This is a genomic window from Myxococcus sp. AM011, from assembly GCF_013372595.1.
Taxonomy (GTDB): Bacteria; Myxococcota; Myxococcia; order Myxococcales; family Myxococcaceae; genus Myxococcus; species Myxococcus eversor.
In genome coordinates this window covers 1-14,762 of record NZ_JABXEM010000033.1, presented here as the reverse complement: position 1 = coordinate 14,762, position 14,762 = coordinate 1, and the positions used below count along the sequence as shown (strand labels likewise).

General features: G+C 68.5%; 9 protein-coding genes and 2 tRNA genes. 7 read left to right on the top strand and 4 right to left on the bottom strand.

Annotation, left to right across the window (positions count from 1 at the left end):
• Positions 1-13: 13 nt before the first annotated feature.
• Positions 14-2,455 carry a glycogen-debranching protein gene (locus HUW62_RS09435; RefSeq protein ID WP_163861291.1) on the bottom strand — a complete coding sequence of 814 codons (2,442 nt, stop codon included), beginning with the start codon at positions 2,453-2,455 and terminating at the stop codon, positions 14-16.
• A 221-nt stretch (positions 2,456-2,676) separates the two neighbouring features.
• Here HUW62_RS09435 and HUW62_RS09430 point away from each other — a divergent pair, with 221 nt between their 5' ends.
• From HUW62_RS09430 to HUW62_RS09405, 6 genes are all read left to right on the top strand, one after another.
• Positions 2,677-3,765, top strand: coding sequence for an ABC transporter ATP-binding protein (locus HUW62_RS09430; RefSeq protein ID WP_163861289.1), 1,089 nt, complete (start codon positions 2,677-2,679; stop codon positions 3,763-3,765).
• A complete protein-coding gene (locus HUW62_RS09425) occupies positions 3,762-5,942 on the top strand; it encodes an extracellular solute-binding protein (RefSeq protein WP_163861287.1) in 2,181 nt (726 codons plus the stop codon). The genes HUW62_RS09430 and HUW62_RS09425 overlap by 4 nt, the downstream gene beginning before the upstream one ends.
• The gene (locus HUW62_RS09420; RefSeq protein WP_163861283.1) at positions 5,939-6,787 is read left to right on the top strand and encodes a sugar ABC transporter permease; all 849 of its coding nucleotides are present in this window, start codon (positions 5,939-5,941) and stop codon (positions 6,785-6,787) included. The genes HUW62_RS09425 and HUW62_RS09420 overlap by 4 nt, the downstream gene beginning before the upstream one ends.
• A gap of 39 nt (positions 6,788-6,826) precedes the next feature.
• A complete protein-coding gene (locus tag HUW62_RS09415) occupies positions 6,827-10,924 on the top strand; it encodes an IPT/TIG domain-containing protein (RefSeq protein WP_240356079.1) in 4,098 nt (1,365 codons plus the stop codon).
• A gap of 140 nt (positions 10,925-11,064) precedes the next feature.
• A tRNA-Val gene (locus HUW62_RS09410) sits at positions 11,065-11,136 on the top strand.
• A gap of 8 nt (positions 11,137-11,144) precedes the next feature.
• A tRNA-Asp gene (locus HUW62_RS09405) sits at positions 11,145-11,221 on the top strand.
• A 26-nt stretch (positions 11,222-11,247) separates the two neighbouring features.
• On the opposite strand, the gene HUW62_RS09400 is transcribed toward HUW62_RS09405, so the two are convergent.
• Positions 11,248-12,423, bottom strand: coding sequence for a sulfatase-like hydrolase/transferase (locus HUW62_RS09400; protein ID WP_176434228.1), 1,176 nt, complete (start codon positions 12,421-12,423; stop codon positions 11,248-11,250).
• A 175-nt stretch (positions 12,424-12,598) separates the two neighbouring features.
• Here HUW62_RS09400 and HUW62_RS09395 point away from each other — a divergent pair, with 175 nt between their 5' ends.
• Positions 12,599-13,291: a TetR/AcrR family transcriptional regulator gene (locus HUW62_RS09395; protein ID WP_217911224.1), complete on the top strand. Its 693-nt coding sequence runs from the start codon at positions 12,599-12,601 to the stop codon at positions 13,289-13,291.
• Positions 13,292-13,332: 41 nt separating this feature from the next.
• On the opposite strand, the gene HUW62_RS49910 is transcribed toward HUW62_RS09395, so the two are convergent.
• Complete coding sequence (locus HUW62_RS49910) at positions 13,333-13,494, bottom strand: hypothetical protein (RefSeq protein ID WP_368670377.1); 162 nt, start codon at positions 13,492-13,494, stop codon at positions 13,333-13,335.
• Positions 13,419-14,198 carry an FAD-dependent monooxygenase gene (locus HUW62_RS49905; protein ID WP_368670376.1) on the bottom strand — a complete coding sequence of 260 codons (780 nt, stop codon included), beginning with the start codon at positions 14,196-14,198 and terminating at the stop codon, positions 13,419-13,421. The genes HUW62_RS49910 and HUW62_RS49905 overlap by 76 nt, the downstream gene beginning before the upstream one ends.
• Between the last annotated feature and the right edge of the window lie 564 nt (positions 14,199-14,762).

Genomic DNA, 14,762 nt, shown 5'->3' with positions numbered 1-14,762 from the left:
CGGCTGCCTGCCCCTACTCCGCGCGCAGGACGACGATGGTGCGCTCGGGCACCCCGTAGGTCACCCCCGTCACGGGGGACGGCGCGTCCAGCCAGGAGTTGCCCGTGACACGGGACTCCAGGCCCGTGGCGGACAGGTACTCGGGGCTGTCGAAGTAGGCCTGCGTGTCGATGAGCCGCTTCCACTGGCGCCCCGGCGGCAGGGTGAACTCCACCGCGCGCGGCTCCATGTTGATGAGCACCACCAGCTCCGGGCCGTAGGACGTGTCCGGGTAGTGCATCATCAACTGCTTGGTGTCCCAGCCCACCTCCTCGGTGTTCTGGGCGCTCTTCCACACCAGGGGCGAGCCCTTCTCGTAGTCCGATGGCGCGAAGGCGTAGGCGTGCTCCTTGCGCAGGCGGATGGCCGCCTTGACGAACTCGTACATCCGGTGCCGCTCGTCGCGCGCCAGGTACGCGCCCCACTGGTACCAGTTGAACGGGTTGTCCGCGCGCGTGGAGTAGGCGTTGTTGTTGCCCAGCTGCGTGCGCATCCACTCGTCGCCGCCCAGAATCATCGGCGTGCCGTGGGAGATCATCATCGCCATGAAGGCGTTGCGCATCATCTGCCGGCGCATGCTCTCCCCGCGCGTGTCACCCACCGGGCCCCAGTTGCGCGAGCGGTTGTGGTCCTCGCCGCTCACCTTGTCGCAGAAGGGGCTGTTGGGCGTGTCACAGCACACCGGGTTGAGCGGGCCGCACTTGTTCTGCTTCACCTCGTAGGTGAACAGGTCGTACATCGTGAAGCCGTCGTGCACGGTGATGAAGTTCATCGAGTGATACGGGCGGCGGCCGTTGCGCGAGTACCACTCCTTGCTGCCGTACATCAGGAAGGCGCCGTCCGCCGAGCCCGGCCTGCCGCACAGCGAGCCCTCGTTGGAGTTGAGCTTCCAGTCGTCGCGGTTGATGAACGCGCGCCACCAGTCGCGGAAGCGGCCGTTCCACTCGTACCAGCCGTTGCCCGGCTGCGTCTGCGAGTTGGGGAACTCGCCCATGGGCATGCAGTACCAGCCGCCCGCGCTCCAGGGCTCCGCGATGATGCGCGTGTTGTACTTCTGGAGCACCGGGTCATCGACAATCTCCTGAAGCACCGTGTTCTTCGGGTCGTCCCAGCGGTTGTAGTCCTGATCTCTCTCGCCCAGGATCGGCGCCAGGTCGAAGCGGAAGCCGTCGACGTGCAGCTCCTCGGTGTAGAAGCGCAGGCTGTCGATGATGAGCTTGCGCATGGGCCGGTGGTTGGGCCGGGTCTGGTTGCCCACGCCCGTGTTGTTCCAGTACAGCCGCCGGTCCCCCGTGAGGCCGTAGTACGCCTGATTGTCGATGCCGCGGAACGAGTACACGCCCGCCACTTCCGCCGGGTCCAACGAGTCCAGTGGATCGCCAGGCAGCACGTCATCCGACTCCAGCTTCTCGCGCCAGAGCCCGCCCTCGCCGGTGTGGTTGTAGACGACGTCGACGATGACCTCGATGTCGCGCTTGTGCAGCTCCTCCACCATCCACTTGAACTCGTCGATGACCTCGTTCGGCCGCTTGAAGGCGGCGTAGGACAGCTCGGGCGCGAAGAAGTTGATGGTCTGGTAGCCCCAGTAGCCGCCATCCAGCGGCTTCTCGTGGATGGGGAGCAGCTCCACGGCGGTGATGCCCAGGTCCTTGAAGTAGTCGGCCTTCTCGCCCAGGCCCCGGTAGGTGCCGGGGAAGCGCACGCCGCTGGCGGGGTCCGCGGTGAAGCCCTTGGCGTGGACCTCGTAGACGATGAGGTCCTGCCACTTGTGGCCCGCCCACTGCTCGTTCTGGCGGTTGTCCCGCCACTGCCGCTCCGCCTCGCCCCACTGGTAGCCGCTCTGCACCAGCACGCTCTTGGCGGAGGCCGCGTACGTCACCTCCGTGCGCGCGGGGCCGCTGGCGGTGCTGCCCTTGCTCCAGTCGTGGTCCCGGTGCAGCGCCTGCGAATAGGGGTCCGTCAGGAGCTTGTTCGGGTTGAAGCGGTTGCCGTCCACGTCCGCGTCGGCGCGGAAGCCGTGGATGGAGCCGGGGAACCAGCGCTCGTCGAACTCCCAGTTGGGGCCCCACGCGCGGAAGCCGTAGTGCTGCCCCAGGCCCACGCCCTCCACGTAGACGTTCCACACGTCCCCGTAGCGCGTCAGCGGATACGTGCGCGAGGGCCGGTTGCCTTCCGGGTCATCGAACAGGAGCAGCTCCAGCCGCGTCGCGTTCTCCGAGTAGAGGGCGAAGTTGACCCCCTGGTCGGTGAACGTCGCTCCCATGTGCTTCATCGACTCGACGTCCTCGACGGTGTAGCTCGGGGCGCGGGCCTCGCTGTGGTAGAGCCGGACGTAGTCGCTTTCGCTGCAACCGACGGCGAACAGAAAAGCGACCAGGGTCGCGCCCCTCGGGAGGGACCAACGGGGAGTGCTCATACGGTGGGGTAGACCTCGGCGAACCGGATGTCGTCTTCCATAACAAGCGCCTTCCGGGGCTGACAAGGCGGCCACCCCCGTTGCCACTCTACGGACCCCGGAAACTTCTGGATGGCCCGGCGCGAGAATGACGCACCGCGCCCAACCCGGCGGGTTTGAGGAAAGCGCGAGGCTCCGGGTAATGTGCCCCGCCGTTCCTCCCCTCATTTTCCGAGTGTGTCTTGTCCGAAGTCACCCTGAACGGAATCAAGAAGTCGTTTGGCTCGAATCTCATCGTGAAGGGCGTGGACCTTCAGGTGGGACAGGGCGAGTTCCTGGTCATGGTGGGCCCCTCGGGCTGTGGGAAGACGACGCTCCTGCGGCTCATCGCGGGGCTGGAGCAGGTGGACGCGGGCGAGGTGCGAATCGGCGGAGCGCGCGTCAACGACGTGCCCCCGAGAGACCGCGACGTGGCGATGGTCTTCCAGTCGTACGCGCTCTACCCCCACATGACGGTGCGGGAGAACCTGGCCTTCGGCCTGACGCTGCGGAAGTTCCCCCAGGCGGAGATCGCCTCCCGGGTGGACGAAGTCGCGGCGATGCTGGAGCTGGGCCACCTGTTGGAGCGCAAGCCGAAGGCGTTGTCGGGCGGTCAACGTCAGCGCGTGGCCATGGGGCGCGCCATCGTCCGGCGGCCGAAGGTCTTCCTCTTCGACGAGCCCCTGTCCAACCTGGACACGGCCCTGCGGGTGCAGATGCGCGGGGAGCTGGCGCGGCTGCACCGCCGGCTGGGCGCGACGATGATCTACGTCACCCATGACCAGGTAGAGGCGATGACGCTGGCCACCCGGGTGGCCGTCTTCAACGCGGGCGTGTTGCAGCAGGTGGGGCCCCCGTTGGAGCTGTACAACCGACCGGCGAACCGCTTCGTCGCGGGCTTCCTGGGCTCACCGGCGATGAACTTCCTGGAGGCCCGGCGCGACGGGGCGAACCTGGTGGGCAAGGGCTTCACCCTGCTCTCCCCGGCGGACCTCTCCCCGGGCGCGGCCAACGTCCTGGTGGGGCTGCGTCCCCAGGACCTGCGCGTGGCGGCGCTGGGGCCCCTGGCGGGCACGGTGGACGCGGTGGAGCGGCTGGGGTTCGACGGGTACGCCTTCGTCAACACGGAGTCGGGGCCGGTGGCCGCGCGCTTCGACAAGGGCACCCAGGTGTCGGTGGGCGACAAGGTGTTCCTGGCGCCCATGGCGGACGCGCTGCACGTGTTCACCGAGGACGGCTCCGTGGCCTTGCGCCACCCGGTGGAGCGCGAGTCGCTGGAGGTGGCATCTTGAACAGGCTCGTGGCGCTGGTGCTGCTCGCCATGGCGTGGAGCGCGCACGCGGCGGAAGCCCAGCCCGAGCCCCTCAAGCTGTGGCACGCGTACCGGGGTGGAGAGGAGGCCGCGCTCCTCCAGGCCACCACGCTCTTCACCGAGAAGACGGGCGTGCGGGTGGACATGCTCGCCCTGCCCTATGACGCCTACGCGGCCAAGCTGACCAACGCCATTCCCCACGGCGCGGGCCCCGACGTCTTCATCTTCAACCACGAGCGGCTGCGCAACTTCCAGGGACAGAACCTGCTGGCGCCGACGACGGGCACCCTCGTCCGTGCCGACTACTTCGCCAACACGGTGGCGGCGCTGGAGGTGGATGGCCAGGTGTACGGCTATCCGATGTCGCTCAAGTCGCTGGCGCTCTACGTGAATACGAAGCTGGTGCCGCGCCCGCCCACCACCACCGCGGAGCTGCTGGCGCTGCTGCCCACGCTGTCGAACCCGGCGGAGGGGCGCTTCGGCCTGGCGTACGAGAGCGGGGACTTCTACTTCCACGCGCCGTTCCTCTTCGGCTTCGACGGGCCGCTGTTCGACGCCACGGGCCGCGCGAGCTTCGACACGCCAGGGATGGCGCGCTCGCTGGCCTTCGTGAAGAAGCTCCAGGACGAGCGGATGATGCCCCAGGAGGTGTCGGGGGCGCTGGTGAAGACGCTCTTCAACGACGGCCGCGTGGCGATGACCATCAGCGGCCCCTGGTTCGCGGGAGAAATCGCGCCGTCGGTGCGGTACCGCGTGGTGGCGCTGCCCACGGTGAGCGAGACGGGCACGCCGATGAAGCCCTTCCTCGGCGTGGAGGCGGCGTTCGTCTCCTCGCGCTCGGAGCAGTCCGCGCGGGCGCACGAGCTGGCGCGCTTCCTGTCGCTGGGCGAGTCCTCGCGGGTGCGCACCACGGTGGGCCGGCAGATTCCGGCGAACGTCGCCGCCTACCAGTTCCAGGAGGTGAAGGACGACACGCTCATCTCCTCCTTCCGCGAGGCGGCGAAGGACGCCACGCCCATGCCCAACACGCTGGAGATGGCGCGCGTGTGGGAGCCCATGAAGCTGACCTTGCGCGCGGTGCTCCAGGGCGGAACCCGGCCCGAGGACGCGGGCGCGCTCGCGGACCGTCGCTACCGGGCCCTGCACCGGGAGCGTCCGCCCGAAGCCAGCCCCATGCCCTGGCTCACGCTCGCGGGAGTGATGGCCTTGGGAGGAGGCACCGCGTGGGTGCTGCGGCGGCCGGCACAGAGCCAGACGTTCCGTCAGCGCTATCCGGATGTCTCGCGCGCGGTGACGTACGTCGCGCCCGCGGCGGCGGGCCTGCTGGTGCTGGTGTTCATCCCCTTCGCGGTGGGCCTGACGCTGTCGCTGTTCCACCACGACGCGGGGCAGTACACGTTCGTGGGCCTGGCCAACTTCGTCGACATCCTGGCCAGCCGTGGCTACAGCATCACCGAGCCGCTCTCGTTCTACTTCACGCTCGCGGTGACGCTCTTGTGGGCGGTGGTGAACGTGGTGCTGCACGTGAGCATCGGCCTGGGGCTGGCGCTCATCCTGAAGGACCCGCTGCTCAAGATGCGCGGGGTGTATCGGGTGCTGCTCATCATCCCGTGGGCGGTGCCCAACTACATCACCGCGCTGATGTGGAAGGGCATGTTCCACCGGCAGTTCGGCGCCATCAACGGCCTGCTCGTGGCGTTGGACCTGGAGCCGGTGAGCTGGTTCACCCGCTTCTCCACGGCCTTCGCGGCCAACGTGGCCACCAACACGTGGCTGGGCTTCCCGTTCATGATGGTGGTGGCGCTGGGCGCGCTGCAGTCCATCCCCCCGGAGCTGTACGAGGCCGCGGAGGTGGACGGGGCCAGCAAGTGGACGCAGTTCCGGCGAATCACCCTGCCCCTGCTCAAGCCCGCGATGCTGCCCGCCGTCATCCTGGGCAGCGTGTGGACGTTCAACATGTTCAACATCATCTACCTGGTGTCCGGAGGCGAGCCGGGCGGCGCCACGGACATCCTGGTGTCGGAGGCGTTCCGCTGGGCCTTCCAGCGCAACGAGCAGTACGGCTTCGCGGCGGCGTACTCGGTCCTCATCTTCGTGGTGCTGATGGGCTGGTCGGTCTTCACCCGGCGCCTGATGAAGCCCGAGGAGGCGTCATGAAGAAGCCCTCCGGCTTGAAGATGGCCCTCATCCACATGGGGCTGAGCCTGATGTGCATGGTGACGCTCTACCCGGTGCTGTGGGTGGTGAAGATGGCGCTGTCGCCGTCGGACAGCATGTCGCTCACCGCCAACCCGTTCCCGGACGCGGTGACGTTCGACCACTTCCGGGAGGTGCTGCTCAGCTCGGATGCGCAGGGGAGATGGGTGTTCGGCCGGCAGGTGATGGCGAGCTTCATCGTCTCCGGTGCCACGACGGTGGTGGGGCTGACGCTCGCGGTGACGGCGGCGTATGCGCTGTCGCGCTTCAAGTTCCCGGGCAAGGAGGGCGGCATGCAGGCCCTGCTCGTCACCCAGATGTTCCCGGCGACGCTGATGCTGGTGCCCATCTACGGCATCCTCCAGAGGCTGCGGCTGCTCGACAGCCTCACCGGGCTGGTGCTGGTGTACGCCACCACCGCCCTGCCCTTCTGCATCTGGATGTTGAAGGGCTACTTCGACACGCTGCCGCGCGAGTTGGAGGAGGCGGCGGTGATGGACGGGGCCTCGCCCTTCCAGGTGTTCATCAAGGTGGTATTGCCGCTGGCCCGCCCCGCGCTGGCCGTGACGGCGCTGTTCTCCTTCATGACGGCGTGGAACGAGTTCGTCCTCGCCGCCACGCTGATCAATGACCCGACCCGCTTCACCCTGCCCGTCGCCCTCCAGCGGTACGTGGGCGAGTACAAGGTGGAATGGGGCAAGTTCGCCGCCTGCGCGTTGATTGTCTCCGCGCCGGTCATGGCGTTGTTCTTCGCTCTCCAGAAGCACCTCGTCGGCGGGTTGACCGCCGGCGGCGTCAAGGGGTGATGGCCGATGTCGTCGCGTTGTCCGAGGTCCCTTCTTCTCGTGTTGTCGTTGCTCCTCGCCGCCTGTGGTGATGACCCGGAGGGTGGCCTGCCTCCTTCGGCCACCCCGCCCACCGTGAGGGAAATCACCCCCAACGGCGGCCCCATCGCGGGCAACACGCTCATCAACGTCTATGGCTCCGGCTTCGAGCCGGGCGCGAAGCTCTACCTGGGCAACCAGGAGGCGCTGCGCGTCGTCGTGGTCAACGCCTTCCGCATCTACGGCTACTCGCCCTCGGCGAGCACCGCGCAGGTGGACGTGCGGGTGGTCAATCCGGACGGCGCCTATGGCGTGCTGGTGAGGGGCTTCAACTACGAGGGCCCCCCGGCGGCGAACATCGACCAGGCCGAAATCATCAACGGCAACCTCGACGCGGTGAGCGGCGGGCAGCCGGTGGGCGTGCTGGTGCGCGGCGCAATCACCGTGGCCGGCCTCACCCGGGGCGTGGGCCAGGGCGGCGGCGTGCGCGCGCAGGTGGGCTTCGCGCCGGCGAACGGCGAGCTGCTCATCCAGGACAGCTACACCTGGGAGGAGGCCACGTACGAGGGCGACTCCGACAGCGGCGAGGCGGACATCTACAAGGGCAACGTCCTGCTCCAGCCGGCCATCGGCGGGGAGAGCCGCGAGTGGGTCATCACCATCCGCTTCACCATCGACGGAGGGAAGACGTGGGTGATGGCGGACGGCGACGGCATCGCCAACGGCGTGGCGGAGGACATGCTGCGCCGCGTGTTCATCACCCGGCCGCGCGTGGACTACTGCAAGCTGGGCCCGGACGGGAACCGCGCCAACCCGGAGCTGTTCTACCGTCCCACGGACACCACGCTGCTCAAGGTGGCCGGCCAGGTGTACGCGGCGGGCATCACCCAGGGCGCTGGCGCGGGCTCGGGGCTGGTGGCCCAGTTGGGCATGGGGCCGGTGGACTCGGACCCGCGCGACTCCGCCGCGTGGACCTGGGTCCCCGCCGTCTACAAGGCCGAGCACGGCAACAACGACGAGTGGGAAGCGGACCTGCCCAACCCCGGCACGGTGGGCACGTACAAGCTGGCCTTCCGCTTCAGCATCAGTGAGAACGCGTGGCGCGTGTGTGACGCGGACGGCGTCAACGACAGCGCCGAGGGCGAGCTGGCCTTCAGCCTGGCGAAGCTGGGCACGCTCACCGTCGGCACCGAGGCGCCGAAGCCGCAGGTCAGCTGGTGCAAGATTGGCGAAGACCAGAAGGCCCCCGAGGTCATCAACTACCAGACCACGCAGACGACGGGGCTCAAGACGGTCTTCGCCCAGGTGCACCTGCCGGGCGTGACGGACAAGGTGGGCGCGGGCCCGGGCATCTCCGGTCAGCTCGGCTGGGGTCCCGCGGGTGAGGACCCGCGCACCTCGCCCTTGTGGAACTGGGCCACGCCGCTGGCCTGGAACAAGGACAACTTCGAGGTCAACGACGAGTGGAAGGGCACGCTGCCCAACCCCGGCCTCAATGGCGACTACCGCTACGCGGTGCGCTTCAGCGCCAACGGCGGCCCCCTCCGCGTCTGCGACGGCAACGGCGTGGATGACGGCGGCCAGGAGTTCGAGCTGGCGCAGCTGGGCCAGCTCACCGTCGCGGGTGAAGTCGTGGTCCCCAAGGTCATCGGCTACTGCAAGCTGGGGCCGGATGGGAACACGACGCCGGAGACGGTGACGTACGCGACGGACGCGGTGGCCAACCGCAAGGTGCTGGCGCAGGTCTTCGTGCAGGGCGTGACGAGCGGCGCGGGCGCGGGCACGGGCCTGGTGGGCCAGTTGGGCTGGGGGCCGGCGGCGGCGGCGGATCCGGCCACATCGGCGCAGTGGAACTGGACGACGACCGCTGTGTACAAGGACGAGGTCGGCAACAACGACCAGTTCGAGACGACGCTGCCCAACCCGGGCACGCTGGGCAGCTACCGCTTCGCGTACCGCTTCAAGGTGAACGACGGCGCGTATCTGCTGTGCGACTCGGATGGCAACAGCGGCGGCCCCACGGGCTTCGACACGACGAAGATGGGCACGCTCACCGTGAGCGCGGCGCAGGACATCTCCATCGGCTGGTGCAAGCTCGGCGGTGAGGCCACCGAGACGCCGCCCAGCGAGGTGTACCGCGTGGGCCAGGCGACGAAGGAGATCTACGCCCAGGTCTACATGGAGGGCGTCACGCCGGGCACGGGCGGAGGCACGGGCATCCAGGGTCAGGTGGGTTATGGCCCGGAGGCGGCTGCTCCGGACTCCGCGGGCTGGCAGTGGACCTCCACGGGCACCAGCTTCAACCGGGAGTCGGGCGGCGGGAGCAACGACGAGTGGAAGGCCGCCCTGCCCAACCCGGGCACGGTGGGCCGCTACAAGTTCGCCTTCCGCTTCAATGTGAATGGCGGTGCGTACCGCTACTGCGACGCGGACGGGCTCGGCAACGGCTTCTCGCTGGACCAGGCCGGCGACCTGGAGGTGAAGCCCGTGGCGGTGGACACGTGCCAGCTCGTGGGTCCGGCCACCTTGACCGCGACGCCGGGCGGCGCCACGCAGGTGGTGCACGGCAAGGTGCTGGTGACGACGGTGACGGACGTCACGAGCGGCGCGGCGGGCGCGGGCATCACCTCGGAAGTGGGCCATGGCCCGGCGAACTCGGACCCGGCGACGGGGACGGGCTGGAGCTGGACGGCCGCGAGCTTCTCGGGCGAGACGGACAGCGGGGCGCAGGACTCCTACGAGACGTCGCTGACGGCGCCCTCGACGGAGGGAACCTACGCGGTGGCCGTGCGCTTCCGGTATCAGACCGGGGCCTGGGCCTACTGCGACCGGGATGGCAGCGCCAACGGCTACCAGACGGCGCAGGCGTCGGTCCTGACGGTGGCCGCGGTGGTGCCTCCCCAGGTGGACTGGTGCCGCCTGGGCGGTGAGACGCAAGCGGCGCCCCCTGTCGAGGCCTACGCCATTGGCGAGGCGGCCTCGAAGGTCATCGCGGTGCAGGTGCACGAGGCGGGCGTGACGCCGGGCGCGGGCGCCGGTGCGGGCATCGTCGCGGAGCTGGGCTATGGCCCCGCCGGCAGCCCTCACACGGGCGGAGGCTGGCAGTGGGTGGCGGCGACGCATGGCGCCGACACGGGCAACAACCAGAATGACGAGTACCGGGCCACCCTGCCCAACCCGGGCACGGCGGGCACCTTCCGCTTCGCCTACCGCGTGAAGCTGGACACCGGCCCCTACGTGTATTGCGACGCGGACGGGACGGATGACGACTTCGACATCGCGGACTCGGGCACGTTGACGGTGCAGGCGGCGGCCACGGGCGTCTGCCGGCTCCAGGGCGTGAGCGGGACGACGGTGGGCAGCGGCGACGCCGTCACCGTGACGGGCCGCGTGCGCATCCCCGGTGTCACCAACGGGCCTGGCGCGGGCACGGGGCTCCAGGTGCAGGTCGGCCTGGGCAACGCGGACGTGGACGCCTCCGTCACCCCGGCGTCGTTCTCCTGGAAGCCGGCGACGTACTCCGGCGAGGCCTCGGGGGAGGCGGACACGGACGAGTTCACCACGGAGCTGCGTCCGGCCTACACGACGAGCCGGGCCGTGAGCCTGCGCTACACCACGGACGGCTCCACGTGGACCTACTGCGACAAGGACGGCAGCGACGTGGGCGGCTACACGCAGGGCCAGCAGCACGCCCTCACCGTGGGCAACCACTCGGGCATCGACTACTGCCGGCTCCAGTGGCCGCTGAAGCTCAGCGACCTGGGCGGCGGCAGGACGATGTACGGGTTCATCTACGAGGACGGCGTCACCAACGCCCCTCCCCCGGCCACCACCCTCTCGGCCGAGCTGGGCCATGGCCCCAAGACGCAGGACCCGGGTGTGAGCCCGGCGTGGACCTGGGTCGCCGGCGTGGTGCAGAGCGACACCAACAACGATGACGAGTACCGGGCGGACCTGCCGGCGAACGCCGCCCTGAACGACGGCTACCTGTGGCGATTCCGGGTCGGCACCGGCCCGTACTGCTACGGCGACTGGCAGCCGGATGGGCAGCCGGGTGGCTCGGGTAATGGCGTGGCCCCGGAGAACCTGGGCACGGTGGACGTCGCGCCCGTCCCCTAGGGACCTAAGTCACCGGCCGCACGAGCGTTTTCACGCTCCGCGCGGCCGGTGACGAAGATCCTGGGTCTTCGAAACAGGTGCTTGACAGGGGAGTGGGCCACTTATAAAAGCCCGCTCGTCGCAACGCGGAACACGCCTGCGGGCGGATAGCTCAGCGGCAGAGCGTCGCCCTTACAAGGCGAGGGTCACAGGTTCAATCCCTGTTCCGCCCAAGGTTTATGGGGAGTTAGTTCAGTTGGTTAGAACGCCGGCCTGTCACGCCGGAGGCCACGGGTTCAAGTCCCGTACTCCTCGCCAGGAATTGCCCCAGTAAGTCTCCGGACTTACTGGGGTTTTTTCTTTTCTGGACCCGCGCTGTCACAACCCACTGTCACCACGGACCGGTCCATCGCGGCAGCCTCCTTCATCCCTGAGTGCCGCGGTCTCGGGTCTCGCCACTTCACGGCAGAGGGCCTCCCGCGATGGCACGGAATGCGGCCCATGCGCCGCCCCTGCGTGCCGAACCGCCTGCCCGGAACCGCGGCAGGCTCGCCGCGCGCGGGAGGGAATGGCGGGCTGCTACGCGCTAGGACGCACGCCAGAAGCGGGCCGGTCCTGGAAGGTGGCGGCCGTCGTCGACGCCGACCTCTTTCGCGAGCAGCCGGTTGAGCCTGGCGTTCATCCGCATCACCTGCTCGCGGGCCGCTTCCGGGTTGCTGGCGACGTGGTGGAGCTCGCCGGGGTCGGTTTCGGTGTCGTAGAGCTCCAGGTCGTTCAGCGCCATCAGCGCATCCCAGGTCTCCTGGCGTGTTGTGCTGGGTCGGCGCGAAGTAGCGCGCGAACGTGTACCGGCCGTTGAAGACACCTCGCATCTGCCCGCGCCGGGTCAGCGTTCCGCGGAACTGTGACTTGCCCAGGGAGAACACGCGGGTGGCGCCACCGCTGTGCTTGTGCTCCTCGTCGAACGCCAGCGCCGCGACATGGTCCTGGTACACGAAGCTGGTCCAGTGGAGCAGGCTGCCGTCCCCGTTGGCGCGAGGGTCCGCGTCGTCACGCGCGCGAATCACGCCGCTGAGGGCCCTCTCGACCAGCGCTGGGACCTCGCGAAGGACGGTCTCCATCGGCACACCGGCAAGGCCCAGGAGCGTCGGCGCCATGGCGATGTGGCTGGCCAGCGTCGCCGTCGAGCAGCTTCCCGCATGCAGCGGGTGGCGGACGAGCAGCGGCACCTGGATTGACTCGCGATACGGCAGCACGCCCTTGCCGCGCATCCCGTGGACGCCGAGCATCTCGCCGTGGTCCGAGGTGAAGACGACAATCGTGTCTTCGGTCTGGCCGCTGGCGTCGAGCGCCTCGAGCAGGCGGACGACCTGCGCATCACTCTCGCGGATGCAGTTGTAGTCGCAGTTGATGAACTCGTCGCAGGCCGCCGGGTCCCCAGCGGGGAACTGGCCGAAGCAGGCCGTGTGGTACCCGGTGGCGCCCATGAGCGTCCCCAGCGTGGGCACCTCGCGCTTCATGGAGGGGGCGTACGGCGACAGGATGTTCGCCGTTGTTCTGCGAATGCTGGCCGGTTCACCACAGCTCCCGCTCCTGTTCGCCTTCTATCTAGACCACGGGGCTTGAAATTATACATATGTGTCCAATCCATGAACTCGCCGCCCATCGAGCACCAGATGTGTGACAGTCCGGTTCATGAAGACCGCACGCCGACGCCGCTCCATGAGCGCCGCCCAGCGCCGCATCCAGGAAGCAGCGGTGCAGTTGTTCGCGGAGAAGGGTTCGACGCAGGTATCGATGAGCGAGCTGGCCCAGGCGGCCGGCGTTGCTCGCGGCACCGTCCATAACAATCTCGAGTCGACGGACGTCTTCTTCCGGCAGATCGCGAATGACCTCGCCACCGAGATGTATGACCGGATTACGGCGAGCTGCGTGGGAGTCACGGACCCCGCGCATCGCCTCGCCCTGGGCGTCCGCTTCTACGTGCGCCGTGCCCATGCAGAGCCCCATTGGGGGCGGTTCCTGCTCCGCTTCGCGATGAGCGAACAGTCGATGCAGTCACTGTGGATGGGACAACCCACCCAGGACCTCGTCGACGGCCACAAGAGCGGCAAGTACGACTTCCGCATCGACCAGTTGCCGTCGTCGGTCAGCTTCATGGCCAGCGCCACGCTCGGCGCCATCCTCCTGGTGCTGGAGGGACATCGCACCTGGCGTGACGCGGGCAGTGACGCGGTGGAGTTCTGCTTGAAGTCGTTGGGCGTTCCCCGCGAGGAGGCGCGCAGGCTGGCGACGATGGAACTGCCCGCGCTGCTCGACGCACCCGCCTCCACTCCGCGCGGAGGCAAGCCGAGCGCGGCAACGGCGCGTCGGAAGCGCGGGGAGTAGCAACGTCGTTCGCCGTTCATCTGGCCCACGGGCCCGGTCTGCTACGCCGCCGCCAGCAGCGCCGTCGTCTGGGCAAGGAGCGCGCTCCGAGGCATCACCAGGCTGCCCATGACCCTGGCCAGATCAATCATCGCCCTGGCGTGCGGACACCGTTCGGTGTCGTAGCTGGCGAGGATGCCGGGGACGGCGCGGCCCTGGACGATGGCCGCGAGCTTCCACGCCAGGTTCGCCGCATCGCGCAGGCCGGCCACCAGGCCCTGCTCTCCATCTCCTCGCGCGTCTCCCCTGGCGCCAGCATGAACTCCCAGCGCTCACGTCCACCGGGGCTCGGCATGTGCGGGTCACAGATGAACTCGATGTGGTCGATGGGATTGGGCACGTCGAGCGCGTCGATGATCAACCAGTCCTCCGCGAAGGAGGACGCTCCGTCCGCGCCGACCACGTACGCGGAATGAATCCGGCGCTCACGGCCCTCCACGTCCCGCACCGTCGTGATGACCTCATCGGCGGTCTCCTCGACACGGACCACCTGGAGGCCCAACACGACTTCCACGGAGGGAAGCGTCGCCACCTGTCGACGCAGCGCCGCCTCCAGTTCGGGCTGAGCGAACGTCACCAGCTTCGGATGGCCGTCGAGGCTGCCCGCCGTGTTCACATGCCCGAACTGGCCGAAGAAAGGTGAATGCAGCTTCACACAGGGAATGGCGATTCGGGGAAAGGCATCGTCCGCGAGCCCCGCCATCTGCAGGACGCGCAGCGCCTCGTTGTCGAGGGCGATGGCGCGCGGCTGCGGGAACACCGTGCTCGATTTGTCGATGACGATTGTATGGACGCCAAGCCGACCGAGCAGGCACGCAGTCGCGGCGCCGACAGGCCCGTATCCCACGACAAGGATGGCTGCCTTCATGGAGCGGCTGCTTGCTTCATCGGGTATCACTTCTCACGCTCCCCTTCCGCCATGGACCATAAATTGGACACTCATGTTCAAATCTGGTCAAGTTCGACCCGATTCCCCGGGCACTGAACCGCGGACAAGGCCTGTGCGCCTCGGGCTGTAGCAGCGCGGAAGCTGGCTCTATGAACCACTTCCACGGGACCCACGGGGAAAGGCGCTCTTCGCGATTTGCAATCACGCCAGCGGCGCTCGTCACCTGGAGAGGCTTTGGAGCAAGAGCGCGCCTGCCCCGAGGACCGAGTCTGGATGACCCACCAGGGGAGCGGGCTGGATTCACAATGGTCGAACAACCTGAGCCGTGCTACGCCAAGCGCTACATGCCCAGAGCCCGTCGCGTCACCCCCTCCCCCCGACCCTCCCGCTCTCCTCCCGCGCGCGGCGCTTCCTCGGCGACGCCGTCACTGGATGAGGCCTTCCAAGCCATCGTGCAAGGCGCCGTGCAGGAGTCGTTCGCCCCGCTGATGACGGCCATGCGCCGTCTGTCCGAGCGCCTGAGCGGCCAGCCCTACTCCGCCC

Coding starts and splice junctions, on each gene's coding strand:
- HUW62_RS49905 (WP_368670376.1), bottom strand. CDS start 14,198: ATGAAGGCAGCCATCCTTGTCGTGGGATACGGGCCTGTCGGCGCCGCG.
- HUW62_RS09435 (WP_163861291.1), bottom strand. CDS start 2,455: ATGAGCACTCCCCGTTGGTCCCTCCCGAGGGGCGCGACCCTGGTCGCT.
- HUW62_RS09395 (WP_217911224.1), top strand. CDS start 12,599: ATGAAGACCGCACGCCGACGCCGCTCCATGAGCGCCGCCCAGCGCCGC.
- HUW62_RS09400 (WP_176434228.1), bottom strand. CDS start 12,423: ATGAAGCGCGAGGTGCCCACGCTGGGGACGCTCATGGGCGCCACCGGG.
- HUW62_RS09420 (WP_163861283.1), top strand. CDS start 5,939: ATGAAGAAGCCCTCCGGCTTGAAGATGGCCCTCATCCACATGGGGCTG.